General features: G+C 58.5%; 25 protein-coding genes. 6 read left to right on the forward strand and 19 right to left on the reverse strand.

Annotation, left to right across the window (positions count from 1 at the left end; translation table 11 throughout):
- Window positions 1-54: 54 nt before the first annotated feature.
- Genes ACZRJ6_RS04680 through pilV form a run of 4 tightly spaced genes read right to left on the reverse strand, consistent with a single transcriptional unit; the run spans window position 55 to window position 2181 of the window.
- Window positions 55-456, reverse strand: coding sequence for a type IV pilin protein (locus ACZRJ6_RS04680; protein ID WP_463967254.1), 402 nt, complete (start codon window positions 454-456; stop codon window positions 55-57).
- Window positions 457-468: 12 nt separating this feature from the next.
- Window positions 469-984 (reverse strand): pilus assembly PilX family protein, encoded by a 516-nt coding sequence (locus tag ACZRJ6_RS04685; protein WP_463967255.1) that lies wholly within the window; start codon window positions 982-984, stop codon window positions 469-471.
- A 7-nt stretch (window positions 985-991) separates the two neighbouring features.
- A complete protein-coding gene (locus tag ACZRJ6_RS04690; RefSeq protein WP_463967256.1) occupies window positions 992-1699 on the reverse strand; it encodes a pilus assembly protein PilW in 708 nt (235 codons plus the stop codon).
- Complete coding sequence (gene pilV / locus ACZRJ6_RS04695; RefSeq protein WP_463967257.1) at window positions 1696-2181, reverse strand: type IV pilus modification protein PilV; 486 nt, start codon at window positions 2179-2181, stop codon at window positions 1696-1698. Before pilV ends, ACZRJ6_RS04690 begins: the two co-directional genes overlap by 4 nt.
- 240 nt (window positions 2182-2421) lie before the next feature.
- Here pilV and ACZRJ6_RS04700 point away from each other — a divergent pair, with 240 nt between their 5' ends.
- Window positions 2422-3006, forward strand: a complete 585-nt coding sequence (locus tag ACZRJ6_RS04700; RefSeq protein ID WP_463967258.1) for a GspH/FimT family pseudopilin — start codon at window positions 2422-2424, stop codon at window positions 3004-3006.
- Here the strand turns inward: ACZRJ6_RS04700 and ispH are convergent.
- The 6 genes from ispH to murJ all read right to left on the reverse strand — a co-directional run bounded on the left by ispH (window position 2960) and on the right by murJ (window position 10382).
- Complete coding sequence (gene ispH, locus ACZRJ6_RS04705) at window positions 2960-3907, reverse strand: 4-hydroxy-3-methylbut-2-enyl diphosphate reductase (protein WP_463967259.1); 948 nt, start codon at window positions 3905-3907, stop codon at window positions 2960-2962. The genes ACZRJ6_RS04700 and ispH overlap by 47 nt on opposite strands.
- Before the next feature lie 69 nt (window positions 3908-3976).
- Complete coding sequence (gene fkpB / locus ACZRJ6_RS04710) at window positions 3977-4414, reverse strand: FKBP-type peptidyl-prolyl cis-trans isomerase (RefSeq protein WP_178114384.1); 438 nt, start codon at window positions 4412-4414, stop codon at window positions 3977-3979.
- Window positions 4415-4421: 7 nt separating this feature from the next.
- Window positions 4422-4949: a signal peptidase II gene (gene lspA, locus ACZRJ6_RS04715; RefSeq protein WP_463967260.1), complete on the reverse strand. Its 528-nt coding sequence runs from the start codon at window positions 4947-4949 to the stop codon at window positions 4422-4424.
- Window positions 4942-7773, reverse strand: a complete 2832-nt coding sequence (gene ileS, locus ACZRJ6_RS04720) for an isoleucine--tRNA ligase (protein ID WP_463967261.1) — start codon at window positions 7771-7773, stop codon at window positions 4942-4944. The genes lspA and ileS overlap by 8 nt, the downstream gene beginning before the upstream one ends.
- A 13-nt stretch (window positions 7774-7786) precedes the next feature.
- Window positions 7787-8725: a bifunctional riboflavin kinase/FAD synthetase gene (gene ribF, locus ACZRJ6_RS04725; RefSeq protein ID WP_178114379.1), complete on the reverse strand. Its 939-nt coding sequence runs from the start codon at window positions 8723-8725 to the stop codon at window positions 7787-7789.
- 118 nt (window positions 8726-8843) lie between these two features.
- A complete protein-coding gene (gene murJ / locus ACZRJ6_RS04730; protein ID WP_463967262.1) occupies window positions 8844-10382 on the reverse strand; it encodes a murein biosynthesis integral membrane protein MurJ in 1539 nt (512 codons plus the stop codon).
- A gap of 254 nt (window positions 10383-10636) precedes the next feature.
- Here murJ and rpsT point away from each other — a divergent pair, with 254 nt between their 5' ends.
- The gene (gene rpsT / locus ACZRJ6_RS04735) at window positions 10637-10915 is read left to right on the forward strand and encodes a 30S ribosomal protein S20 (RefSeq protein WP_065836169.1); all 279 of its coding nucleotides are present in this window, start codon (window positions 10637-10639) and stop codon (window positions 10913-10915) included.
- A gap of 205 nt (window positions 10916-11120) precedes the next feature.
- Here the strand turns inward: rpsT and ACZRJ6_RS04740 are convergent, their stop codons facing one another.
- The 5 genes from ACZRJ6_RS04740 to rplU all read right to left on the reverse strand — a co-directional run bounded on the left by ACZRJ6_RS04740 (window position 11121) and on the right by rplU (window position 14883).
- A complete protein-coding gene (locus tag ACZRJ6_RS04740; protein ID WP_463967263.1) occupies window positions 11121-11585 on the reverse strand; it encodes a CreA family protein in 465 nt (154 codons plus the stop codon).
- Window positions 11586-11600: 15 nt separating this feature from the next.
- Window positions 11601-12719 (reverse strand): glutamate 5-kinase, encoded by a 1119-nt coding sequence (gene proB / locus ACZRJ6_RS04745; protein WP_463967421.1) that lies wholly within the window; start codon window positions 12717-12719, stop codon window positions 11601-11603.
- A 123-nt stretch (window positions 12720-12842) separates the two neighbouring features.
- Window positions 12843-14066 carry an Obg family GTPase CgtA gene (gene cgtA, locus ACZRJ6_RS04750; RefSeq protein WP_463967264.1) on the reverse strand — a complete coding sequence of 408 codons (1224 nt, stop codon included), beginning with the start codon at window positions 14064-14066 and terminating at the stop codon, window positions 12843-12845.
- A gap of 192 nt (window positions 14067-14258) precedes the next feature.
- Window positions 14259-14534, reverse strand: coding sequence for a 50S ribosomal protein L27 (gene rpmA / locus ACZRJ6_RS04755; protein WP_133099984.1), 276 nt, complete (start codon window positions 14532-14534; stop codon window positions 14259-14261).
- 34 nt (window positions 14535-14568) lie between these two features.
- The gene (gene rplU, locus ACZRJ6_RS04760) at window positions 14569-14883 is read right to left on the reverse strand and encodes a 50S ribosomal protein L21 (protein WP_020291028.1); all 315 of its coding nucleotides are present in this window, start codon (window positions 14881-14883) and stop codon (window positions 14569-14571) included.
- A 240-nt stretch (window positions 14884-15123) separates the two neighbouring features.
- On the opposite strand from rplU, the gene ACZRJ6_RS04765 reads away from it, so the two are divergent.
- The 3 genes from ACZRJ6_RS04765 (at window position 15124) to ACZRJ6_RS04775 (ending at window position 17003) form a co-directional block, all read left to right on the forward strand.
- Entirely contained in the window at window positions 15124-16092 is a 969-nt protein-coding gene (locus ACZRJ6_RS04765) for a polyprenyl synthetase family protein (RefSeq protein WP_133099986.1), read from the forward strand.
- A 114-nt stretch (window positions 16093-16206) separates the two neighbouring features.
- On the forward strand, window positions 16207-16548 hold the full coding sequence (locus ACZRJ6_RS04770; RefSeq protein ID WP_149410795.1) for a zinc ribbon domain-containing protein YjdM: 342 nt from the start codon (window positions 16207-16209) through the stop codon (window positions 16546-16548).
- A gap of 197 nt (window positions 16549-16745) precedes the next feature.
- Complete coding sequence (locus ACZRJ6_RS04775) at window positions 16746-17003, forward strand: PA4570 family protein (RefSeq protein ID WP_003194088.1); 258 nt, start codon at window positions 16746-16748, stop codon at window positions 17001-17003.
- A gap of 153 nt (window positions 17004-17156) precedes the next feature.
- Here ACZRJ6_RS04775 and ACZRJ6_RS04780 read toward each other — a convergent pair whose 3' ends face one another.
- Entirely contained in the window at window positions 17157-17774 is a 618-nt protein-coding gene (locus ACZRJ6_RS04780) for an FKBP-type peptidyl-prolyl cis-trans isomerase (protein ID WP_463967265.1), read from the reverse strand.
- Between the two features lie 156 nt (window positions 17775-17930).
- Complete coding sequence (locus ACZRJ6_RS04785) at window positions 17931-18419, reverse strand: TIGR00645 family protein (RefSeq protein ID WP_133099989.1); 489 nt, start codon at window positions 18417-18419, stop codon at window positions 17931-17933.
- Between the two features lie 166 nt (window positions 18420-18585).
- Between ACZRJ6_RS04785 and ACZRJ6_RS04790 the strand changes: the two genes are divergently transcribed.
- Entirely contained in the window at window positions 18586-20421 is a 1836-nt protein-coding gene (locus tag ACZRJ6_RS04790; RefSeq protein ID WP_463967266.1) for a hypothetical protein, read from the forward strand.
- Between the two features lie 7 nt (window positions 20422-20428).
- On the opposite strand, the gene ACZRJ6_RS04795 is transcribed toward ACZRJ6_RS04790, so the two are convergent.
- Both ACZRJ6_RS04795 and ACZRJ6_RS04800 read right to left on the reverse strand, forming a co-directional pair.
- Window positions 20429-20770 carry a PA4575 family protein gene (locus ACZRJ6_RS04795; RefSeq protein WP_463967267.1) on the reverse strand — a complete coding sequence of 114 codons (342 nt, stop codon included), beginning with the start codon at window positions 20768-20770 and terminating at the stop codon, window positions 20429-20431.
- Window positions 20771-20971: 201 nt separating this feature from the next.
- Window positions 20972-23410: a Lon protease family protein gene (locus ACZRJ6_RS04800; protein ID WP_463967268.1), complete on the reverse strand. Its 2439-nt coding sequence runs from the start codon at window positions 23408-23410 to the stop codon at window positions 20972-20974.
- Between the last annotated feature and the right edge of the window lie 77 nt (window positions 23411-23487).

The following is a 23487-nucleotide window of genomic DNA, read 5'->3' on the forward strand; positions in this document are numbered from 1 at the left end:
GATCCAGCCGATAAAAAGAAAAGAGCGCACCTGGCACCCCATCGCCCATCTACCTCATCGCCCCCAGCACTCTTTGCGAGTCATGTTGGGCGCAGCACCCGGATTGCTCCGCGCGCCGGTACTGGTCAAGCTGAAGTCACCACAGGGGTCTCCCATCATCACCGAGCCGGCGAGGGGCGTGGCTATCAAGCTGAAATCCTGCGGATTCAACGTCACCGTGATTCTATAGCGATCATTACCAGCGCTGACGCCGCTGGCGTCAATAAAAATGCCATTTCTCACGTAATAACGCTCGAGATACTGGGCTTGCTCGGTGAGCAGCCCGACAATTTCCGTGCGATAGACCTTTTTCAGGTGAGCGGTATAACCGGGATAGGCAATGCCGGCCAGGATGGCGATGATCGCAACAGCGATCAGTAACTCGATCAGTGTAAAACCGTTGATATCTCTGCTCATCGTGCTTCTTACCTAGTGAAGTTGTCGCCACATGACTCGTCGAAACCTGGGCCCTGCAGAGTCGCCCACGGATACCCGTGCATACACGGCCTCCAGTACGGTGCGCGAATGGCCGCTGATACCTGCGGCAGTTACCCGATAAACGGTCGCCGGAGTTCCGCTCGGCAAATGAGCCAACCCCACGCCATGCCCCAGATTTTGAATGCCATAGACGCCACCCTTTAGACCCACCCAAGTGACGGCCGAGACTGGATCTGTTCCTGGCCCACTCACCGAAGTCGACTCTTTCGGCGGTGCGCAGGTGGCTAGCGAGGGACATGGCCGCAAAGCAAATTCAGGAGCCTGCACAGCTGACTCCCCAAGCCTTAACCCGCTTTCGGCGGCCTGAAAGGATTGGTTGCGGTGCCTGATGCTGCCGGCGATCTTTTCCTGCAAAGTGGCCGCTTGCATCGAGGACAGACCGATGACTGTCAACAACAGCAGAAACACCAGACTGATCAGCAGGACCATACCGCTCTGCCGCGACATGCCACGGCTACTCAAGGCGATTACGCAGGGCTGCGACGACGCTATAGGTCTGGTCCCGTACGCGACCGCCAGGATCCTGGAGAGTCAGAAGGATACGTATGCTACGCACCAGGGACTCATCGGCCGGATTACTGTCATACCGCGTCACAACACTAGACCCTGGCGCGCCGGCCATCCCGAAGCTGAGCTCGAATGCTCGCACGCTATCCACCAGAACTGCCTTGGCCGGTGTCGAAGAGGTACTGAGTTTCAACTGGCCGGACTCAAAGGTGTAAGTCAGTTTGCGAATGGGAAAGCTGATCTGTCCGGGGCCAGGCTTGGGTGACACGCCAGCATAGGCCCGGGCACTCTCGACGCAATTGGAGAGCACCGTCCAATCTGGATTGCTGCCTTCACTCCCCACATCGCCCGTGACCAACGTCAGAACCTTTGAGCTGCCAGTAGCGGCCCAACCGACAGGCCTGGAAAACTCAGCCGGGGCATCACTGATCGACGCAGTGGGCAGGCAGCCGAACATACCTGCCAGACGAATCTCCTGAATCATCTTGCTCAGGACAAATCGTGCATCGTCCTGCAATAACGTCGACGCATGTTGGCTGGCGTAGGTGTTTCGCGTGGCAAGGGACACCTGGACAACGGTCATCACCACTACCAATCCAAGGGTCAGCGCCAGCAGCAGTTCAATCAGCCCAAAACCACCGCAGTGCCGACTCATTGCAAGGCTCGCGGATCGACGGCAACTCGACTGGCCAGAGTGAAGGTTTCACGGGGATTGCCAACATTGGCAGCGCGAGAATCATCCCAACTGATGCTGATGGTCACCTCCCGCTGATTGATGGCAACCGAACCTTTGGCGCTCTCCCCGGCAAAGCGGATGATATTGGCCTCAAAGTCATGCAGGTCCAAATCACGAACGCTGGCCCCCGAGGGCCTGGAGGAACCGCTCTGCGTTTGCGACCATGAGTAATCTGCGCCTGAGTTGGCGCGAATCCGGTCCAGCATGTCGTAGGCGATAAAACTGGCCTGGCTGGTCATCCGCGAACTGTCGGTGTACTTGAGCGCGTTAAGCTGGATCACCACCGCACCCAGCAGGCCGACGCTGAGAATAAGCACCGAAACCAGCACCTCGATCAGGGTCATGCCGGTTTGCCTGGTACTGATCGGCTGGGAGCAAGGCGTTATTGGGCAAGCATTCATTACCGTCGTCATCCATGTCGAAGGTCATCAAAGGGCAGGGGTAAATCTCCTGTGCGCCCAAGATTAGCGTCGCTCCACGAGTAGCGATGCCTCTGGGAACAAAGCGAAATACTTTGGACAGGAAGGCCACCATTCGGCACACCGACGTCGACGCTATAACTATGTCTGCCATCTGGCAGCCCGTCTCCCCGGCGCTGACAAGGAATGGGCAAACTGAGAACGTCCATGGAGGGACGAGACATGAAACAACGAGGCTTCACGTTGTTCGAACTGCTGGTCGGTTTGATATTGAGTGGCGTCCTGGCTCAACTGGCGGCGCCCAGCTTCAAGGACCTGCTTGAGTCACAACGGCGCCAGAGCGCCGCCGAAACCCTGGCCGCGGGCCTGCGCTACGCACGTACCGAGGCCATCGCACGCAATCGGACAGTAGTCATTCATGCCCTGGACAATGACTGGAGCCTGGGCTGGAGAGTTGTGCTCGACCTGAACGGCCGTGGACATCTGGACGAAGACAACCCGGTGCTGCTGGAGCGCCAGGACAGCGGGCGCATACCCATTGTGGGCAATACACCGGTCCGGACCCAGATACGCTTCAGCGGCTTGGGCGAACCGTTATTGTCGGCGGCGGGAGGCTTTCGTGCTGGTACCGTGCATGTATGTGCCACGGACCAGCAACTGAGCCTGTATCAAGTGGTGTTGGCGCCCACCGGCCGCATCAGCCTGCGCAATAACAAGACCGAGCAGCCGCTGTGCCGTGGCTACGTGGGCAGCACGGGACTCAGAGCAGCGAACGAACCCGCAGTTCCTTGGGCATGGAGAAGGTGATGTTCTCTTCACGTCCGGCCAATTCGTCTGCACCCGTAGCGCCCCAGGCCTGCAGTTGCTGAATCACGCCGCGCACCAGGACTTCCGGGGCCGAGGCACCGGCAGTTATGCCAATACGCTCGACTCCATCGAACCAGCTGCGCTGCATGTCTTCGGCACCATCGATCAGGTAGGCCGGCGTTGCCATGCGCTCGGCCAGCTCCCGCAGGCGGTTGGAGTTGGAGCTGTTGGGGCTGCCAACGACCAGCACCACGTCGCACTCGTCGGCCAACTGCTTGACGGCATCCTGGCGGTTTTGCGTGGCGTAGCAGATATCGTCCTTGCGCGGCCCGCCAATGGCAGGGAAACGCGTGCGCAGGGCATCAATGACGCGGCTGGTGTCATCCATGGACAAGGTGGTCTGGGTCACGAAAGCCAGCTTGTTAGGGTTATGCACTTGCAGCTCGGCGACGTCTTTTTCGTCTTCCACCAAGTAGATGGCACCACCATTGCTGGCGTCATACTGACCCATGGTGCCTTCGACTTCCGGGTGGCCGGCATGGCCGATCAGGATGCATTCACGACCGTCGCGGCTGTAGCGCGCGACTTCGATGTGCACCTTGGTCACCAACGGGCAGGTGGCATCGAACACTTTCAGGCCGCGGCCTGCAGCTTCGGTACGCACCGCCTGGGAAACACCGTGGGCACTGAAGATCACGATGACGTCATCCGGCACCTGGTCCAGCTCTTCGACAAAAATGGCGCCGCGAGCACGCAGGTCTTCGACCACGAATTTGTTGTGGACCACTTCATGGCGCACGTAAATCGGCGGCCCGAAGACTTCCAGGGCACGGTTGACGATTTCGATCGCCCGGTCCACGCCGGCGCAAAAGCCACGGGGGTTGGCGAGTTTGATTTGCATGCTGTGCCTCGTGTCTTGCAGCGCAAGAGATTGGAACATTGCGGTCCCCGCTGGAACCGGCTTCGTCAGTTACAGAGCCTTAACGTCGATGATTTCGACATCAAAGGTCAAGGTTTTACCGGCCAACGGGTGATTGAAGTCGATAGTCACCTCGGCGTCATCGAATGCTTTGACCACACCCGGCAATTCGGTATTCGCCGCATCGTTGAAGATCACCAACAAGCCTTCCGACAGTTCCATGTCCTTGAATTGCGAGCGCGGGATGATTTGCACGTTTTGCGGATTCGGTTGGCCAAAGGCGTTTTCCGGCAGGATCTGCAGGTTGCGCTTGTCGCCGGCCTTGAAGCCGAACAGCGCCGCTTCAAAACCCGGAAGCAGGTTGCCATCGCCGACCTTGAAGGTCGCCGGGGCCTTGTCGAAAGTGCTGTCGACCGTGTCGCCGTTCTCCAGGCGCAGTGCGAAATGCAAGGTGACTTCCGTGTTCTGGCTGATGCGTTGCTCAGCCAATACCTGTTCAGTCATGAACGGTTTCTCCGGTTTTCTTACTTTTGAACATGTCCAGTGCCAGCATCACGGCACCGACAGTAATAGCGCTGTCGGCAAAGTTGAACGCCGGGAAATACCAGCGGTTCTGCCAATGCACCAGAATGAAGTCGATTACATGGCCCAGGGCAATACGGTCGTACAGGTTACCCAGCGCCCCGCCCAACACCAGGGCCAGCGCAACGGCCAGCCAAGTGTCATCGCGCCCCAGGCGCTTGAGCCAAACCACCAGCACCGCACTGACTACGATGGCAATCAGCGCGAACAGCCAGCGCTGCCAGCCGGAGCTGTCGGCCAGGAAGCTGAACGCTGCACCGGTGTTGTAGGCCAGGGTCCAACTGAAATAGTCAGGAATAACCACGATCTGCTGGAACATCTCCAGGGTGCCCTCGAAGTGAGCCTTGCTGACCTGGTCAATGACCAGTACCAGCAAGCTCAATACGAGCCAGCCCAGACGTCCGAAACGACTGGCTGTATTAGGCCCGGTTTGATTAGGCATAGTGACGAACCTCACCCGCGCCGCTGATGTTGTCGACACAACGACCGCAGATTTCCGGATGCTCCGGGTTCACGCCGACGTCTTCACGGCAGTGCCAGCAACGAGCGCACTTGGTGAAGGCTGACTTGACCACCTTGAGTTTGAGGCCCGGCACGTCAGTGGCCACTGCATCGGCCGGAGCCTGGACGAACGGCGCCAGGCTGGCAGTCGAGGTGATCAGCACGAAACGCAGCTCATTGCTCAGCTTGGCCAGGTCGGCGGTCAGGCCTTCCTCGGCAAACAGCGTTACTTCGGCCTGCAGATTGCCACCGACGGCCTTGGCCGCGCGCTGAACCTCCAGCTCCTTGTTCACGGCAACCTTGACCGCCATCACCCCTTCCCAGTAATCGCGGCCCAGCTCGAAATCGGCCGGCAGCTCGGTCAGGCCTTCGTACCAAGTGTTGAGCATCACCGATTCGTTACGCTCGCCCGGCAGGTACTCCCACAGTTCGTCGGCGGTGAACGCCAGGATCGGCGCGATCCAACGCACCAGCGCTTCAGAGATGTGATACAGCGCGGTCTGCGCTGAGCGGCGCGCCTTGCTGTTGGCGCCGGTGGTGTACTGGCGGTCCTTGATGATATCGAGGTAGAAGCCACCCAATTCCTGGACGCAGAAGTTGTGAATTTTCGAGTAGACGTTCCAGAAGCGATATTCGCCGTAGTTTTCCTGCAGCTCGCGCTGCAGCAACAGGGTACGGTCCACAGCCCAACGGTCCAGGGCGAGCATTTCCTCGGCCGGCAGGATGTCGGTGGCCGGATTGAAACCGGTCAGGTTCGACAACATGAAGCGTGCGGTATTGCGAATACGGCGGTAGGCGTCGGCGCTGCGTGCAAGTATCTGCTCGGACACGGCTATCTCGCCCGAGTAATCGGTCGAGGCGACCCAAAGGCGCATGATGTCGGCGCCCAGGGTGTCGTTGACCTTCTGCGGCGCGATCACGTTGCCCAGGGACTTGGACATCTTGCGGCCGTTCTCGTCGACGGTGAAGCCGTGGGTCAGCAGCTCGCGGTACGGCGCGTGGTTGTCGATGGCGCAACCGGTCAGCAGCGACGAGTGGAACCAGCCGCGATGCTGGTCCGAGCCTTCCAGGTACAGGTCGGCGCGCGGGCCGCTCTCATGGCCCATCGGGTGCGAACCGCGAAGGACGTGCCAATGGGTGGTACCCGAATCGAACCAGACATCGAGGGTATCGCTGATCTTGTCGTACAGCGGCGCCTCGTCACCCAGCAACTCGGCGGCGTCCAGCTTGAACCAGGCTTCAATGCCGTCTTCTTCAACACGCTGGGCCACGACTTCCATCAGCTCGACGGTGCGCGGGTGCAGTTCGCCGCTTTCCTTATTCAGGAAGAACGGGATCGGCACGCCCCAGTTACGCTGGCGGGAAATGCACCAATCTGGACGGTTGGCGATCATCGAATGCAGGCGTGCCTGGCCCCAGGCCGGGACGAACTGAGTCTCTTCGATGGCCTTGAGCGCACGCTTGCGCAGGGTTTCGCCGCTGGTAGGCTCTTTGTCCATGCCGATGAACCATTGCGCGGTAGCGCGATAGATCAGCGGGGTCTTGTGGCGCCAGCAGTGCATGTAGCTGTGGCTGATGGTTTCGGTGTGCAACAGCGCACCAACTTCCGCCAGCTTGTCGATGATCGCCGGGTTGGCCTTGAAGATGAACTGGCCGCCGAAGAACTCCAGGGACGGCGAGTACACACCGTTGCTTTGCACTGGACTGATGATGTCGTCGTTGACCAGGCCATATTGCTTGCAGATCACGAAGTCGTCCACGCCATAGGCGGGCGAACAGTGAACCACGCCGGTACCGGCACCCAACTCGACGTAGTCAGCCAGGTAGATTGGCGACAGGCGGTCATAGAACGGGTGACGGAAGTTGATCAGTTCCAGAGCGGAGCCGGTAGTGGTGGCAATCACCGAACCTTGCAGGTTGTAGCGGGTCAGGCACGACTCGACCAGTTCTTCGGCCAACACCAACAGCTTGTCACCGACGTCCACCAGGGCGTAGGTGAATTCCGAGTGCACGTTGAGCGCCTGGTTGGCCGGGATGGTCCACGGGGTGGTGGTCCAGATCACGATGGAGGCTGGCTTGGCCAGGCTCGCCAGCCCGAAGGCTTCGGCCAGCTTGGCTTCGTCGGCAATCGGGAAGGCAACGTCGATGGTCGAAGACTTCTTGTCTTCATACTCGACTTCCGCTTCAGCCAGGGCAGAGCCGCAGTCGAAGCACCAATTCACCGGCTTAAGGCCCTTGAACACGAAACCGCCCTTGACGATTTCAGCCAAGGCACGGATTTCACCGGCCTCGTTCTTGAAGTCCATGGTCTTGTACGGGTTGGCCCAGTCGCCCAACACACCCAGGCGGATGAACTCGGACTTCTGCCCTTCGATCTGCTCGGTGGCGTAGGCACGGCACAGTTCGCGGGTCTTGTCGGCGCCCAGGTTCTTGCCGTGGGTCACTTCGACTTTGTGTTCGATTGGCAGGCCGTGGCAATCCCAGCCTGGGACATAAGGCGCGTCGAAACCCGAAAGGGTTTTCGAACGGATGATCATGTCCTTGAGAATCTTGTTCAGCGCATGACCGATGTGAATCGTGCCGTTGGCATAAGGAGGGCCGTCGTGCAGGACGAACTTCGGGCGATCCTTGCCAATCTCGCGCAACTTTCCGTACAGGCCAATACTGTCCCAGCGCTGCAGTATCTGCGGTTCGCGCTGTGGCAGGCCGGCCTTCATTGGGAAGGCGGTGTCCGGAAGGTTTAGCGTGGCTTTATAGTCGGTCATTTAAGGCTCTTCATTAGCGATTGGCGCTAGGTGCGGCTAGTGCACGGGCGGCGGCGACATCCGCATTGATCGCCGTTTTCAGCGCCTCCAGAGAGGCGAAACGCTGCTCTTCACGCAGCTTTTGGTGGAAAGCCACCGTCAAACGCCGGTCATATAAATCCCCGGAAAAATCCAAAAGGTGTACCTCCAGGTGGGCCTTGCCATCACCTGCAACCGTGGGCCTGACGCCTATGTTGGCGACTCCGGGCCACGATTGGCCGTCGATATCGACACTGACCAGGTAAACCCCGGTCAGTGGCACACGACGGCGCTTGAGTTGCACGTTGGCGGTTGGCGTGCCCAATTGGCGCGCCAGCTTCTGGCCGTGCAAGACCCGCCCGGCAATCCGGAACGGGCGACCGAGCAAACGCTCGGCCAAGGCGAAGTCGGCAGCGGCCAGGGCATTACGCACCTGGGTACTGCTCACACGCAGGCCGTCCAGTTCGACGGTTTGCGCGGCTTCCACGGTAAACCCCTGAGTGACGCCAGCTTGTTGCAGGAAATCAAAATCCCCAACCCGGTCGCAACCAAAGCGGAAGTCGTCACCGACTTCCAGGTGCTGCACGCCCAGGCCATCCACCAGGATTCGGTCGACGAACTCGGCGGCGCTGAGCTTGCGCAAGCGCTGGTTGAAGGCCAGGCAGAGGACGCGGTCCACACCTTCTTCGGCCAACAGTTGCAATTTGTCCCGCAGACGGGCCAAACGCGCCGGCGCCGTCTCTGGGGTGAAAAATTCGCGGGGTTGTGGTTCAAAAATCACCACGCAGCTGGGCACGCCCAACTCAACCGCACGCTCACGCAGACGTGCCAGGATAGCCTGGTGGCCACGGTGAACACCGTCAAAGTTGCCAATAGTGGCGACACAGCCCCGATGCTGGGGGCGCAGGTTGTGGAGACCTCGAACCAGCTGCATAACGCGCTTCTTGCTCATAAAGTGGTCGATTATAACCACACCCGGCCCCGGACGACAGGCAACAGCGCAGGCCAAATGGATCGAATCGAGAAAACAGGCGCCTTATTGTTGATTGCGATCAACTCAGCGACTTGCGATTGAAATCCCGCAAGCGGAATCCCATCAACAGCAGCATGCCAAAATACGCTACCACACCGGCGACCACCAACATGCCCAGACGCAGGAAACGTTCCAGCATGTGCCCCTGGTCCCAGGCAGGCATCAACTGCATCAGCCCCAGCAATACGGCCGACATCACCGCCACGGCCACCAGCAGCTTGAGGGAAAACATGCCCCACCCTGGCTGCGGCTGAAACATTTGCTGCTTGCGCAGCTGATAAAAAAGCAAGCCGGCATTGATGCAGGCACCAACGCTGATAGCCAGGGCCAGGCCAGCGTGAGCCAGCGGGCCGATGAATACCAGGTTGAGCAGTTGCGTGACCACCAAGGTAAAGATCGCAATCTTTACCGGGGTACGAATGTTTTGCTGGGCGTAAAAGCCGGGGGCCAGAACCTTGATCACGATGATACCCAGCAGGCCGACGGAGTAGGCAATCAGGGCGCGCTGGGTCATTGAGGCATCAAAAGCGCTGAACTGGCCGTACTGGAACAAAGAAACGGTCAGCGGCTCAGCGAGAATCCCCAGGGCCAGCGAGCACGGTAGCACCAGCACAAAGCACAGGCGCAAACCCCAGTCGAGTATTCGCGAGTATTCGTGGCGGTCCTTGCTGGCATAGGTGCGCGCGAGGGTCGGCAGCAAAATGGTGCCCAATGCCACGCCCAGTACGCCCGACGGCAGCTCCATCAGACGATCGGCGTAGTACATCCACGACACCGAACCCGAGACCAGCAACGAAGCAAAGGCGGTGTTGATGATCAGGGAGATCTGACTGACCGAGACGCCAAGGATTGCTGGCAGCATGTTTTTCATCACCCGCCAGACTCCGGTGTCCTTGAGGTTCAGGCGTGGCAACACGAGCATGCCGATTTTTTTCAGGTGCGGCAGTTGATACAACAATTGCGCCAGGCCGCCGGCCAACACCGCCCAACCCAGAGCCATGACGGGCGGGTCGAAATACGGTGTCAGAAACAGAACGAAAATAATCATGCTGACGTTAAGCAGGGTCGGCACGAAGGCTGGCACCGAGAAACGGTTCCACGTGTTAAGGACTGCACCCGCCAGGGACGACAGGGAAATCAGCAATATATAAGGAAATGTCACCCGCAGCAGATCGGTAGTGAGGGCGAATTTTTCCGGGGTATTGGCAAAACCGGGCGCTGTGGCCCAGATAATCCAGGGTGCAGCAAGCATTCCTGCAATCGTTACCAGCATCAGCACCAGGGTCAGCAAGCCCGAGACATAGGCAATAAATGTTCGGGTCGCCTCTTCGCCTTGCTGGGTCTTGTATTCCGCCAGAATCGGCACGAATGCTTGGGAAAACGCACCCTCGGCGAAGATCCGCCGCAGTAGATTGGGTAGCTTGAAGGCAATAAAGAACGCATCCGTGGCCATGCTCGCGCCAAAAAAACGCGCCACAAGGGTGTCACGCACAAACCCCAAAACCCGGGAGATCATTGTGATAGAGCTGACGGCGGCCAACGACTTGAGCAGATTCATTGAAAGAGTTTTTGCCTATAGATAAAGAGCAGGCGAACAATGCGCCCACATATGCGATACTCCGCGCCTGCAACAAGCACAGAGCCAAAGCTCGCGAGTTTACAGGTCAAGCGCCGGAAATAAATCACCCGCCTCTTCAGATCGACCACTCAGCAGTTCGCATCAGCCGCCCTTGACAAGACTTCAACTCATCGGCATGATTCGCGGCCTATTTTGTTTGCTATTTCCTAAAAAGTCTTTCGAGGAGCTCGACGGTGGCCAACACACCTTCCGCCAAAAAACGTGCAAAACAGGCTGAGAAGCGTCGCAGCCACAACGCCAGCCTGCGTTCCATGGTTCGTACCTACATCAAGAATGTAGTTAAGGCCATCGACGCAAAAGACGCTGAAAAAGCTCAAGCTGCTTACGTTCTGGCTGTGCCAATTATCGACCGTATGGCCGATAAAGGCATCATCCACAAGAACAAAGCTGCTCGCCATAAAGGTCGTCTGAATGGCCACATCAAGGCTCTGAACCTTGCTGCTGCAGCCTAAGCGATAAGCTTGTTAAAAAACCGACCCTAGGGTCGGTTTTTTATTGCCTCGGATTTGAGCAAGCCGTGAATTACCAGATACCACAAACAAATGTGGGAGCTGGCTTGCCGACGATAGCGGCGCAACAGTCAACATCATCATTGAATGTTAGCCAGTCATCGCAGGCAAGCCAGCTCCCACATAAAGCAAAACAGCGTCATCCAATTTATTGCGCCGTCGACCACGGCAGGATCGGAATTGCCGTCACCGCATTCTGCGGGCTGCCTTCGATCAAACGGTCGCTATAGACCAGATACACCAGGGTATTGCGCCTCTTGTCGAGGAAGCGCACCACCTGCATGGTCTTGAACACCAGGGACGTGCGCTCCTTGAACACCTCGTCACCATCCTTCAACTCACCCTTGAAGCGAATCGGCCCCACCTGACGACACGCTATCGACGCCTCAGCGCGATCTTCAGCCAGGCCAAGACCACCCTTCACCCCGCCCGTCTTGGCCCGAGACAAATAGCACGTCACACCATCGACCTTCGGATCATCAAAAGCCTCGACCACAATCCGATCATTGGGGCCGACGAACTTGAACACCGTCGACACGCGACCAATTTCTTCAGCCGACGCCAGCAACGGCATAGCCAACAACAGACCGAGCAATCCCTTCATTACGCGCATCGAGACTTCCTTCACTTAAACCAGAATCAGGTTATCCCGGTGAACCAGCTCCGGCTCAGCCATATAACCCAGCAACCCAACAATCGCTTCAGACGACTGCCCAATGATTTTCTGCGCCTCAAGGGCGCTGTAGTTGGCCAGTCCGCGAGCAATCTCACGACCGTCCGGCGCCACACACACCACCATCTCGCCACGACGGAAGCTGCCCTGGACCAATTTGACGCCCACCGGCAGCAGGCTTTTATTGCCCTGGGACAGCGCCGATACCGCACCGGCGTCCAGCACCAGGGTGCCACGAGTCTGCAGATGCCCCGCCAACCACTGCTTGCGCGCCGCCAGCAGGCCGCGCTCGGGCGACAGCAACGTACCAATGCGCTCGCCCGCCTTGAGACGATCCAGTACCCGCTCCAGGCGCCCACCCACGATAACCGTATGAGCACCAGAACGCGCCGCCAGCCGGGCCGCACGAAGCTTGGTCTGCATGCCACCACGCCCCAGCGCGCCACCGACACTGCCGGCCACCGCATCCAGTGCCGGATCATCGGCGCGAGCCTCATAAATCAGCTGAGCTTCGGGATTGTTGCGCGGATCAGCATCGAACATGCCGTCGCGATCCGTGAGGATCACCAGCAAGTCTGCCTCCACCAGGTTGGCCACCAGCGCAGCCAAGGTGTCGTTGTCGCCGAAACGAATTTCGTCAGTGACCACCGTGTCGTTCTCGTTGATCACCGGGATCACCTTGAGCTCGACCAGGGCACGCAGAGTGCTGCGGGCATTGAGATAGCGCTTGCGGTCGGACAAGTCGTCGTGAGTCAGCAGAATCTGCGCCGTATGGCGACCGTGCTCGGCGAAGCTGGATTCCCAGGCCTGCACCAAACCCATCTGACCGATGGCGGCAGCGGCTTGCAGCTCATGCATCGCACTCGGTCGCACGGTCCAGCCGAGGCGGCTCATCCCGGCAGCAACCGCCCCGGACGACACCAGCACCAACTCAACACCCGCCTCATGCAAGGCCACCATCTGCTCAACCCAGACGCTCATGGCTGCACGATCCAGCCCCTTGCCATCCGCCGTCAGCAGCGCACTACCGATCTTTACGACCCAGCGCTGCGCACCCGCCACTTTACTCCGCATCATCTTCAACCTTAGATTGAGGACAGCACGAGCCAGTGCTGCCCATAACGTTATTCGTGACTACCGATTTCCAGATACCAAAACGCCGCTCGATTGAGCGGCGCTTAAGTTTACTGCAACGAATCAGTCGCGCACGTAAATGATTTCCGGACCATCCTCATCATCTACATCTTCCTCGTCCCAATCATCATCACCGATGTCATGGACCGACTTGACGCCGCTGCGACGCAGGGCACGCTGATCATCCAGGGCCTGCAACTGGGCACGCGCCTCGTCCTCGATGCGCTGATCGAGGTCAACCAACCCCGCCTTGAACACAGGGTCATTGGCCAAGCGATCAGCACGATCTTCCAGGTAACGCATGATGTCACGGGTCAGACGCTCAGTGCCTTCTTTGGCAATGGCCGAGATCACGTAGACCGGACCGGTCCACTCCAGGCGATCAACGATCTCCTTGACGCGCTCTTCGTGCTCCTCCTCAAGGATTTGGTCGCACTTGTTCAGCACCAGCCAGCGATCACGCTCAGCCAGGGACGGGCTGAACTTGGTCAGCTCACTGACGATCACTTCGGCGGCATCCGGCGCACTGGTGTCATCCAGCGGCGCCATGTCGACGAGGTGCAGCAGCAGGCGAGTACGGGACAAATGCTTGAGGAAACGAATCCCCAGGCCGGCGCCATCGGAGGCACCCTCGATCAGACCCGGAATGTCCGCAACCACGAAGCTTTTCCAGCGATCGACACTGACCACACCCAGGTTTGGCACCAGGGTAGTGAACGGGTAATCAGCCACTTTCGGCTTGGCGGCAGACACCGAGCGAATGAGAGTACTTTTACCGGCGTTTGGCAGACCCAGCAGGCCGACATCAGCCAAAACCTTCATTTCCAGTTTGAGGTCACGCTGCTCGCCTAGCTTGCCCGGCGTGGTCTGGCGTGGCGCGCGGTTGGTACTGGATTTAAAACGGGTGTTACCCAGACCGTGCCAGCCGCCATGAGCCACCAGCAGACGCTGACCAGCCTTGGTCAGGTCGCCGATAACTTCCTGCGTCGCGGAGTCGATCACGGTGGTGCCGACCGGAACCCGCAGGACCATCTCCTCGCCTTTTTTACCGGTGCAATCGGTGCTGCCACCGTTGGAGCCACGCTCGGCATCGAAGTGCCGGGTGTAACGGTAATCCACCAGGGTGTTGAGGTTTTCGTCGGCGATCATGTAGACCGAGCCGCCATCACCACCATCACCACCGTTAGGACCACCGTTTTCGATGAATTTTTCCCGACGGAAACTCATGCAACCATTACCGCCGTCGCCAGCTTTTACTCGGATCGAAACTTCATCAACGAACTTCATAACAAAACGCCTCTCGTCGCACGGACGAGCTTAAGAAACCAAGACATAAGACTCTTGCAAAAATGAGCGCAGCGACCTCAATCAACAACCGCAAATCCGCGCTGGAGCCCATTACAAACAGCTTTGCAAGAGACTCACCCCACAAACGAAAAAGCCCCGTCGCAAGACAGGGCTTTTCCAGCAACTACGTAATTATGCCGCGACGACTTCAGTCTTCGGGACAATGCTCACGTAACGGCGATTGAAAGCGCCTTTTACTTCGAACTTGATCACGCCGTTGATTTTAGCAAACAGAGTGTGATCTTTACCCATGCCAACACCGTAACCGGCGTGGAATTGGGTGCCGCGCTGACGCACGATGATGTTGCCCGGAATGATAACCTGGCCGCCATACATCTTCACGCCAAGGCGTTTGGCTTCTGAGTCGCGACCGTTACGGGTACTACCACCAGCTTTTTTATGTGCCATGAGTCAATTCTCCTAGTGAGGAATTAGGCTGAAATTAAGCCTGAATACCGGTGATTTTGATCTCGGTGTACCACTGGCGGTGGCCCATACGCTTCATGTGGTGCTTACGACGACGGAACTTGATGATGCGGATTTTATCGTGACGACCTTGGGAAATCACTTCAGCCACAACGGTAGCGCCAACAACAACTGGAGCGCCGATGTTCACGTCATCGCCATTGGCGACCAACAGAACGCGATCAAAAGTAACGGATTCGCCGGTAGCGATTTCCAGTTTTTCGATCTTCAGGTATTCACCTGGGGCGACCTTGTATTGCTTGCCACCAGTAACAATTACTGCGTACGACATGGTATTTCTCCGATAATCCTGCTCACCCAGCGCTTTATAGGTAAAGGTATTGGCTGGCATGGCTGCATGGGATGGAACGCCCCAAATGCAATTGCGTAAGGCAGGTGCTGCCCAGGAAGTTCAGGGTGCGCGATTGTACGCAAGCTATAGAAGGCTTGCAAGTAGCCGTCTATCGCGTCTTGACACTAGGGGACGTGGGTCCTAGCATGCCGCGCAACCCTTCTGGAGCGACTGTCGCTGATGCAACCCCAAGCTTTCTACCGCGCGGTAGCGGACGATTTTAGCGCCGTCGACGACATCATCAAGAAGCAGCTGACTTCTAAAGTGCCGCTGGTCTCCAAAATTGGCGACTACATTACGTCGGCGGGCGGCAAACGCCTGCGACCTTTATTAGTGTTGCTGTGTGGCAAGGCGCTGGGCCGCGAAGGCGATGACCTGCGCCTGCTGGCTGCCACCATCGAATTCCTGCACACCGCCACCCTGCTGCACGACGATGTGGTCGACATGTCCGGGATGCGCCGTGGTCGCGAGACCGCCAACGCCATGTGGGGCAATGCACCAAGCGTGCTGGTGGGCGACTTCCTGTACTCACGCTCGTTCGAAATGATGGTCGAACTGGGCTCGATGCCAGTGATGAAGATTCTTTCACAAGCCACACGCATCATCGCCGAAGGCGAAGTGTTGCAGCTGTCGAAAGTACGTGACGCCAGCACCACCGAAGAAACCTATATGGAAGTCATTCGCGGCAAGACTGCCATGCTCTTCGAAGCCTCGACCCACAGCGCCGCCGCCCTATGCGAAGCGACGCCGGAACAACGCGAAGCCCTGCGCACCTTCGGTGATCATCTGGGCGTGGCCTTCCAGCTGGTGGATGATCTGCTCGATTATCGCGGCGACGCCGAGACCCTGGGCAAGAACGTCGGTGATGATCTGGCCGAGGGTAAACCGACCTTGCCGCTGATCTACACCATGCGCGAAGGCACCCCCGAACAGGCCGCCCTGGTGCGCAAGGCGATCCAGAAAGGCGGAATTGAAGACCTGGAAAGCATCCGCGCTGCCGTGGAAGCTTCGGGCTCACTCGATTACACCGCGCAACTGGCCCGTGACTACGTGGCTCGCGCCATCAAATGCCTGGAAGCCCTTCCAGCCAGCGAATACCGGGACGCCCTGGTAGAGCTGAGTGAGTTCGCGGTCGCGCGGACCCACTGATTGATTGCTGTGCAGGAGCCCCCGCGGCTCCTGCAAATAGCCGCATCCCCCGCCTCGCCCTAAAACCCTATATAATGTGCGCTTTTTAGCCATCCTGAAACTCAAGGAGCCTTAGTGAGCACGTTGCCACCCTGCCCGAAATGCAACTCCGAATACACCTACGAAGACGGCGCCCAGCTGATCTGCCCGGAATGCGCCCATGAGTGGGCCGTCGGTGGCGAAGTCGAGGCCGCCAGTGATGACGCCGTGAAAAAAGACTCCGTCGGCAACGTCCTGCAGGACGGCGACACCATCACCGTGATCAAGGACCTCAAGGTCAAAGGCACGTCGCTGGTGGTCAAGGTCGGCACCAAGGTCAAGAACATCCGCCTGTGCGACGGCGACCACGATATCGACTGCAAGATCGACGGCATCGGCCCGATGAAGCTCAAGTCCGAGTTTGTCCGCAAGGTTTGATTTTGCTGTCTCCATCTCGTGCCCAGCACGGGATGGTGCTTCACCCTCCCCGCCTCAACGCCCCGCAAGTAGCAAAAGGCCAGTCCTTTTGATCGAGCACAATGCCCACACAGAAAAACCAGTGAATCGCCAATAGGGACTTGCTATTCAACGAATAAGAATTATTCTCATTGAAACCCATCAAGGAGATGCAACACATGACTTATTTGATTGATGCCTGGCTGGACCGCCCACACCCCTACCTGCGGATACTCCATCGGGAAACCGGGGAAGTCTGCGCCGTACTGGAAGAAGAAGCCTTGAATGAACTGCAGGATCAGGGCGACCTGGACGTCAATGGCTTGAGTTCCAGTGAACCTGGCGTGCTGAAGGAGGTGGTGCGTAACCTGTTTCTGTTCTGCTATGCCAGAGCATTGCGCCCAGCGACGGAGCTTAATGGCAAGTTTCATCCATGAGACACCTGCAAAACCGTGTAGGAGCGAGCCTGGTTCTTGCTCGCGAAGAACTCAAAGACACTGCGTTCATCCAGGATGCCCGCGTTATCATTGACGTCCATCGCGAGCAAGAACTAGGCGTCCCCCTCGCTCCAACAACTTAGCCAGCGGGCCTTACAGAACGTCGAGCAGCTCGACGTCGAACACCAGAACGCTATGCGGCGCGATGCTGCCAACGCCTTGTGCGCCGTAAGCCAGTTCACTTGGCACGTACAGACGCCATTTACTACCGGCGTTCATCAGTTGCAGCGCTTCGGTCCAGCCGGCAATCACGCCACCGACCGGGAATTCTGCAGGCTGGCCACGCTCGTAGGAGCTGTCGAACACAGTGCCGTCGATCAGGGTGCCGTGGTAGTGGGTACGCACTTGATCTTCACGGGTTGGCTTGGCGCCGTCACCCGCAGTCAATACTTCAAACTGCAGACCGGAAGCCAGAGTGGTGATGCCATCACGCTTGGCATTTTCCGCCAGGAAGGCCAGGCCTTCGCCCGCTGCAGCTTCAGCCTTGGCGGCCGCTTCGGCTTGCATGATGTCGCGGATGACCTTGAAGCTGTCAGCCATTTGCTCTTGGTCCACACGGCTTGGTTTGCCAGCGAACGCATCGGTCAGGCCAGCCAGGATCGCGTCCAGGCTCACGCCCGGCGGCGGGTTGTCGCGCAGTTGGTCGCCCAACTGACGGCCAATGCCGTAGCTCACGCGGGTTTCGTCGGTGGACAGATTGACTTCAGACATGGAACTGCTCCGCTGTAGGAAGGCACTGGAAACACTACAGAACTGCAGCGTTTCCCGTGTCATCCGAACTAAAAGGGCGAGCAGACTAGCATAGAAAACCGGGGTTTGATGAGCCCCAGGCCCTGCCTGCTGCTCATCACGCTATCAGTCAGCCAATCAGTGCTTGGTCACCTTATCCAGGTAGCCCATGGCACACGCCGAGACCACAAAGGTCATGTGAATGATCACGTACCACTTCAGATGCTCGGGATCGATATTCTTGGCGTCCATGAACACCCGCAGCAAGTGAATCGACGAAATCGCCACGATGGAAGCGGCCACTTTCATCTTCAGCGAGGAGGAGTCCATGGTGCCCAACCAGTTGAGCTTGCCCTTGTCGTCGTCGATGTCCAGCTGGGCGACGAAGTTCTCGTAGCCGGAGATCATCACCATCACCAGCAAGCCGCCAACCAGTGCCATGTCGATCAACGACAGCAGCACCAGGATCAAATCGGACTCGGTCATGGCGAAGACGCTGGGGAGAACGTGAACCACTTCCTGGAAAAATTTCAGCGCCAGCGCCAGCAACCCAAGGGACAAGCCGAAATAGATCGGTGCCAACAGCCAGCGTGAGGCGTACATTGCATTTCCGATAAAACGTTCCATTGAATCTCACACAGCTTGGCTAAAAATGGCGGCGAGTATATCAGCCACATGCAAAGGCCAGAACCACTGAGAAAACTGACCGGCACGGCATCTGTCAAAGAGTTTTTCTGCTAGTGTCGGGCTCATCAACTCGGCTCGATGATGTCGGACAGGAAAACTGAAGATAATGGATGTGCGATCCCCTTTGGCCAGCCTTGGCCTATGTGTGGCGTTGCTGGCTGGCAGCGGCTGTTCCCCCAGCGACGAACACAAGCAAACCAGCCTCGAAGAGAAAACCGCCAAGTTCGAGCAATCCCTGGACACCATCCAAGACCCCAGGCTCAAGGATGCCGTGGCCGACCTTGGTGGCTCCCTGCTACTGCTGGAGCGCGCCAGCATCAAGCTCAGCACCAAGCCCATCGAAGCCGAGTACGTCGAAGACACCCTGGCGCTGCTCAAGCACTACCCAACGCCACAAGCCTTGGTGGACACCTACATCAACGGTCTGTTTGTTCTGCGCAAAAACTCCCACTCGGACTATCTGACGGACCTGCAGCCGGTGTTCCCGTTCAACTTCAACGGCACCGACCAGTTCCCCTTTCCCCATGGCCTGGAATGGCAGTCGGTGACGCTGAGCAACAACAAGACCGTCCCCTTCCAGCCGGAATGGTCGGAAACCGACCCCGGTATCCAGTTGAGCCCCTCCAGCTCCAACCTGACCAACCCGGACGACTTGACGGTCACGTACCCCTTCATCGAAGGCATCGAGACCGAGAACAAAATCCAGCCGCAACCCGTCACCCTCAAAGGCCAGGTTGAAGTCATCGCACCACGCAAGGTCTTCACCTTTGACTTGACTAAACAAGACGTCGGCCACAAACGCAGTGAAGAAAACGTCACCGTCACGCTGCTGACCCTGGAAAAGAACTACGCCGAAATCGAACTGACCAACAATGCCCCCCTGGCGCCACAAGTCGCTGACACGTCTCCCAACGCGCTGCTGGTGCAGGCCAGGGATACCACGGGGCAATTTCTATCCCGCGCAGGCTCGATCAACGAGAGCGCCGCTCAACTGGCGTTCTACGAGAAACAATTGGCCGAGATGCAGAAGCAGAAAGGCTGGTCCGACGCCTTTGAAAAGCAGTTGGAAGACGAGCAAAAAGCTTTCGAACACAAGCAGGCCAACCATTACACCAAGGTGTACTTCAACGGCCTGATCGATAACCTGCAAGTCAGTGTCCTCGACTTTTCCGCCGCCACAGTGACCCGCAAAGACCTGGACCTGCCGATTCGGCGCTTCGACAAGAACAGCCTGGAAAAAACCGTACAACCCCTGCCGATGCCAGTGACGGTGTACGACGACCAGGCCGCGGAGTGGCTCAAGGGCGCCACACTTTCCGAAGACCAGCTCAAAAACAGCATCAGCATCAACCAGTCAGTCGACGATGCCAGTGCCGCACACATCGTGTTTGACCACCCCTACACCTTCAACGACGACATGCTGGGCGAAGCCCGCAGTGGCGCCAATGCACCCGTGACATTCTTTACCGCCAATGAGGACGGCCAGCGCGGTGAGCCCATCGAGCTGCCTACCGAGGCATTTGAAGTTGACCCTGGGCGAGGCGTCATCACCTACGATCTGAACCTGTTCCCCGAGAACCCAACGTTTGTCGTGGGTTCGATTCCGCTGTTCCTGGCAAACGTCGAAAAAGCCACCGTCACCGCCAGCCAGCTTCCAAAGGGTCTGGTAATGCAGGGCAACGCCTTGATTGTCGACCAGCAGCTGTTTCCCTCCGACAGCTGGCGCTTCTTCGCCAAGGACGCCAGCGAAAACTACTTGAAGGAAGTTCTCGGCGTCAGCCACCGCGCTGAGGAATACGGCACGGCGCTCTTTGATGTCCACTATTTTTATGGCCAGCCTACGCAGTTTGAAACCTACCAGCGCACCGAACTGAACACCGTGCAGTATGGGTTTGAGGTCAAGCTGAACAAGCCTGAGGCTGCGGTGCCTGCCAAGCCGTAAGCTCAGCTCAGTGCTCAGGATGAAGTTGTATGTCTGTGAGCGCCCGCGACCGCCCGCCATTGAGCTGTCGCAGGTGGGCCTGCAGGTGCAGACACCAGATCTGCGGGTCATCGGCCAGTTGATAGCCGTGCAGCGTCAGGCTTTCAACAATCGACTCAAGGATGGTTTCGGCCACGAACGGCCCATGAAACGGGCCCTGGGCCTTGATCGTTGTGGGCTGCTCACCGGTCATTCCAGCGGCAAATAGTAAGGTCCACATCCCGGTATCCCCCGCAAGAGGGCGAATGCTGCATTCGATTCGTGTGACCAGGCCCAGGTACTGGCGGGTGAGGCAAAGGCTGCGCGGCATGGCGGCGACCCTCGGTAGATCCTGTGTTCAGCCTCCAGAAGACGAGACTGTCTCTATCCAGCGACTCCTGTGGATATCCCTTGAGCTGAGAATAGAAGAAAACCCGTACAAACCAAGGCCGTCGAGACCAACGGGCAATCAGCCCTGATTCAACGAGTCAAAATTGTGGCGGGGAAGCCGGCTCCCCCGCCACAAACACAATCAGCTCGGCTTGGTTTCAACCAACGCCTGCTGCGCCAATTCCTTCTCTGCTTCCTTGAGATCTTCCTCACTGATCATCTCGGCAATCGCCCGCAAACGCTCGACCACTCGCGCATTGACGCTGCCTTCAGGGAATTGCCCCTCCGCATCCGGCTCACCGGCCGGCTCGCCCACCAGCAGGCTCAAGGCCTCGTCAGCCTGACGCACCGCGTAGACATGGAACTGCCCCGCCCGCACAGCCTGCAATACCTTCTCGTCCAGCATCAGCGTCGCGACGTTGGCCTGGGGAATGATCGCCCCTTGCTCGCCAGTCAAGCCACGGGCTTCGCATAGACGGAAGAAACCTTCGATCTTCTCGTTGACCCCGCCCACCGCCTGCACTTCACCAAACTGGTTGATCGAGCCGGTGATGGCAAAGCACTGCTTGAGCGGCGTCTTCGACAGCGCCGAGATCAAGGTGCAGGCCTCGCCCAGGGAGGCACTGTCGCCGTCGACATAACCGTAGGACTGCTCCAGGGCGATGCTCGCGGAGATCGCCAACGGGAATTCCTGGGCATAACGGCTGCCCAGGTAACCGGTGAGGATCATCACGCCCTTGGAGTGAATCGGCTGACCGAGGTTGACCTCGCGCTCGATATCGACAATGCCACTGCCGCCCGGGTACACCGTCGCCGAGATCCGTGCCGGCACACCAAAGGCCGAATCACCGACTTCCAGCACGGTCAAGCCGTTGCACTTGCCGACAGAAGCACCGGCGGTATCGATCAGAATAACTCCCGCCAGCATGTCGTCGAGAATCCGCGCCGAGACCCGCCCGGTGCGCGTGGCCTTGGCCTTTAGTGCGCGCTCAATATGGCCGGCATCGGTCATTTCATCGCCCGCCAGGTGACGAATGAAATCCGCCTCGCTGACCAACTGGAACAGATCGCCGATCCGCGCCGACAAACGCCCCTGATGTTCCGCCAGTCGCGCACTATGGGTAGCCAGACGCGCCACCGCATCCGACGTCAACGGCGCCATACCTTCTTCCGAGGTGCGGGTTTTCAGCAGCTGGGCGAACTGCTCCAGGCTTTCGTCGACCATCGGGATGTCTTCATCGAAGTCCACCAGCACCCGGAATATCTCCTGGAAGTCCGGGTCCAGGTCTTGCAGCGTGTAGTACAACTGCCGGGAGCCAATGATGACGACCTTGACTTGCAACGGGATCACTTGCGGGTTCAGGGTCACCGTGGCCAAGCGGCCCAACTCGCCCAGTGGCGATTCCATTTTCAACTTGCGCGATTGCAGGGCACGCTTGAGGGCGTCCCAGACAAACGGTTCGCTGAGCATTTTCTCCGCTTCCAGGATCAGAAAACCGCCATTGGCGCGATGCAGTGCACCCGGCCTTAACTGCCGGTAGGTGGTGTACAGCGCGCCCTGATCGGTGCTGTATTCAATGCGGCCGAACAGGTTGTCGTAGGTCGGATGGGGCTCGAACACCACCGGCGCACCACCGTTGGCCGGATGGCCGACCACCAGGCTCGGGCAGTATTGCTCTTCCAGCAGCTTGCGGGCCTGGGCGTCGGTCTTCGCATCGTCCACCAATTGCTCGACCACGGTTTTCAGCAGGTAGACCTGCATCGCTTGCAGGTAACCGCAGACGCCGGCGTTTTCCGCGTACTTCTCGGACAAAGGCGCCAACAATGGCTGCAAGGCCAGGGTGATGGTTTCTTCGTTGAAGTGGCGCATCTGGTTATTGGACTCGCGCTTCCACTGGGGCAGGCTGGCGAGTTCTTCGTTGAGGCGTTCTTCCAGTTCGGAAATATCAGTGTGGAAACGCTCACGATCGGCTTCCGGCAACTGCGAGAACTCGGCCTCATCCAGGGCCTTGCCTTCGGCCATCGGCGTAAAGGCAATGTTGGTGCTGTCGCGGTACAGCGCCACGTCCTTTTCCAGGGCCAGACGCTCGATCACGTCCAGTGCGCGGTCATAGCGCTGGTTGAAGGCCCGGTCGATAGCGCTTTTACGCTGTTGATAAGTCGGGTGCTCAAAGACCGCCGGGAAGGTCGCCACCAGATTATCAATCAGGCCGTTGATATCAATGATGAACGCCGCCGCGCCACCCGCAGGCAGCTCCAACGCGCGAGGTTCGCGGGGCTCGTCGAAGTTATTGACGTAGACCCAGTCTGCCGGGGTCTGCAGGCGCTTGCCTTCAGCCTTGAGGTAGCGTTTGACGAACGAAAAGCGGCCGGTTCCAGGCTCGCCCATGACAAATACGTTGTAACCGGGGCGTGGCATGGCCACGCCAAACTGCAAGGCTTCGACCGCACGCTCCTGGCCTAGCACTCCGCGAAAGGGCTCCAAATCATTGGTGGTCGAGAAGCTGAACTGTTCAGCGGAGAAAGGGCGAGTCAGCGCTTCGGGCGCTAGACGCAAGCTGGCAGCAACAGGATCAGGCATCGGGCTTCCTTACATCAGGCAGGGCAATGGCGGCATTCTGGCGCCGTGCGTGGCTGGCTGGCAAGGCACGACTTAAG

Source organism: Pseudomonas sp. C321 (assembly GCF_055407105.1).

Coding starts and splice junctions, on each gene's coding strand:
- ACZRJ6_RS04780 (WP_463967265.1), bottom strand. CDS start 17,774: ATGTCTGAAGTCAATCTGTCCACCGACGAAACCCGCGTGAGCTACGGC.
- rplU (WP_020291028.1), bottom strand. CDS start 14,883: ATGTCGTACGCAGTAATTGTTACTGGTGGCAAGCAATACAAGGTCGCC.
- ACZRJ6_RS04785 (WP_133099989.1), bottom strand. CDS start 18,419: ATGGAACGTTTTATCGGAAATGCAATGTACGCCTCACGCTGGCTGTTG.
- ACZRJ6_RS04800 (WP_463967268.1), bottom strand. CDS start 23,410: ATGCCTGATCCTGTTGCTGCCAGCTTGCGTCTAGCGCCCGAAGCGCTG.
- ACZRJ6_RS04790 (WP_463967266.1), top strand. CDS start 18,586: ATGGATGTGCGATCCCCTTTGGCCAGCCTTGGCCTATGTGTGGCGTTG.
- ACZRJ6_RS04690 (WP_463967256.1), bottom strand. CDS start 1,699: ATGAGTCGGCACTGCGGTGGTTTTGGGCTGATTGAACTGCTGCTGGCG.
- ACZRJ6_RS04680 (WP_463967254.1), bottom strand. CDS start 456: ATGAGCAGAGATATCAACGGTTTTACACTGATCGAGTTACTGATCGCT.
- ACZRJ6_RS04795 (WP_463967267.1), bottom strand. CDS start 20,770: ATGCCGCGCAGCCTTTGCCTCACCCGCCAGTACCTGGGCCTGGTCACA.
- murJ (WP_463967262.1), bottom strand. CDS start 10,382: ATGAATCTGCTCAAGTCGTTGGCCGCCGTCAGCTCTATCACAATGATC.
- ACZRJ6_RS04765 (WP_133099986.1), top strand. CDS start 15,124: ATGCAACCCCAAGCTTTCTACCGCGCGGTAGCGGACGATTTTAGCGCC.
- ACZRJ6_RS04740 (WP_463967263.1), bottom strand. CDS start 11,585: ATGCGCGTAATGAAGGGATTGCTCGGTCTGTTGTTGGCTATGCCGTTG.
- cgtA (WP_463967264.1), bottom strand. CDS start 14,066: ATGAAGTTCGTTGATGAAGTTTCGATCCGAGTAAAAGCTGGCGACGGC.
- lspA (WP_463967260.1), bottom strand. CDS start 4,949: ATGCCTAATCAAACCGGGCCTAATACAGCCAGTCGTTTCGGACGTCTG.
- ribF (WP_178114379.1), bottom strand. CDS start 8,725: ATGCAGCTGGTTCGAGGTCTCCACAACCTGCGCCCCCAGCATCGGGGC.
- ACZRJ6_RS04775 (WP_003194088.1), top strand. CDS start 16,746: ATGACTTATTTGATTGATGCCTGGCTGGACCGCCCACACCCCTACCTG.
- ACZRJ6_RS04685 (WP_463967255.1), bottom strand. CDS start 984: ATGTCGCGGCAGAGCGGTATGGTCCTGCTGATCAGTCTGGTGTTTCTG.
- rpmA (WP_133099984.1), bottom strand. CDS start 14,534: ATGGCACATAAAAAAGCTGGTGGTAGTACCCGTAACGGTCGCGACTCA.
- ileS (WP_463967261.1), bottom strand. CDS start 7,773: ATGACCGACTATAAAGCCACGCTAAACCTTCCGGACACCGCCTTCCCA.
- ACZRJ6_RS04700 (WP_463967258.1), top strand. CDS start 2,422: ATGAAACAACGAGGCTTCACGTTGTTCGAACTGCTGGTCGGTTTGATA.
- ispH (WP_463967259.1), bottom strand. CDS start 3,907: ATGCAAATCAAACTCGCCAACCCCCGTGGCTTTTGCGCCGGCGTGGAC.
- pilV (WP_463967257.1), bottom strand. CDS start 2,181: ATGAATGCTTGCCCAATAACGCCTTGCTCCCAGCCGATCAGTACCAGG.
- proB (WP_463967421.1), bottom strand. CDS start 12,719: ATGCGGAGTAAAGTGGCGGGTGCGCAGCGCTGGGTCGTAAAGATCGGT.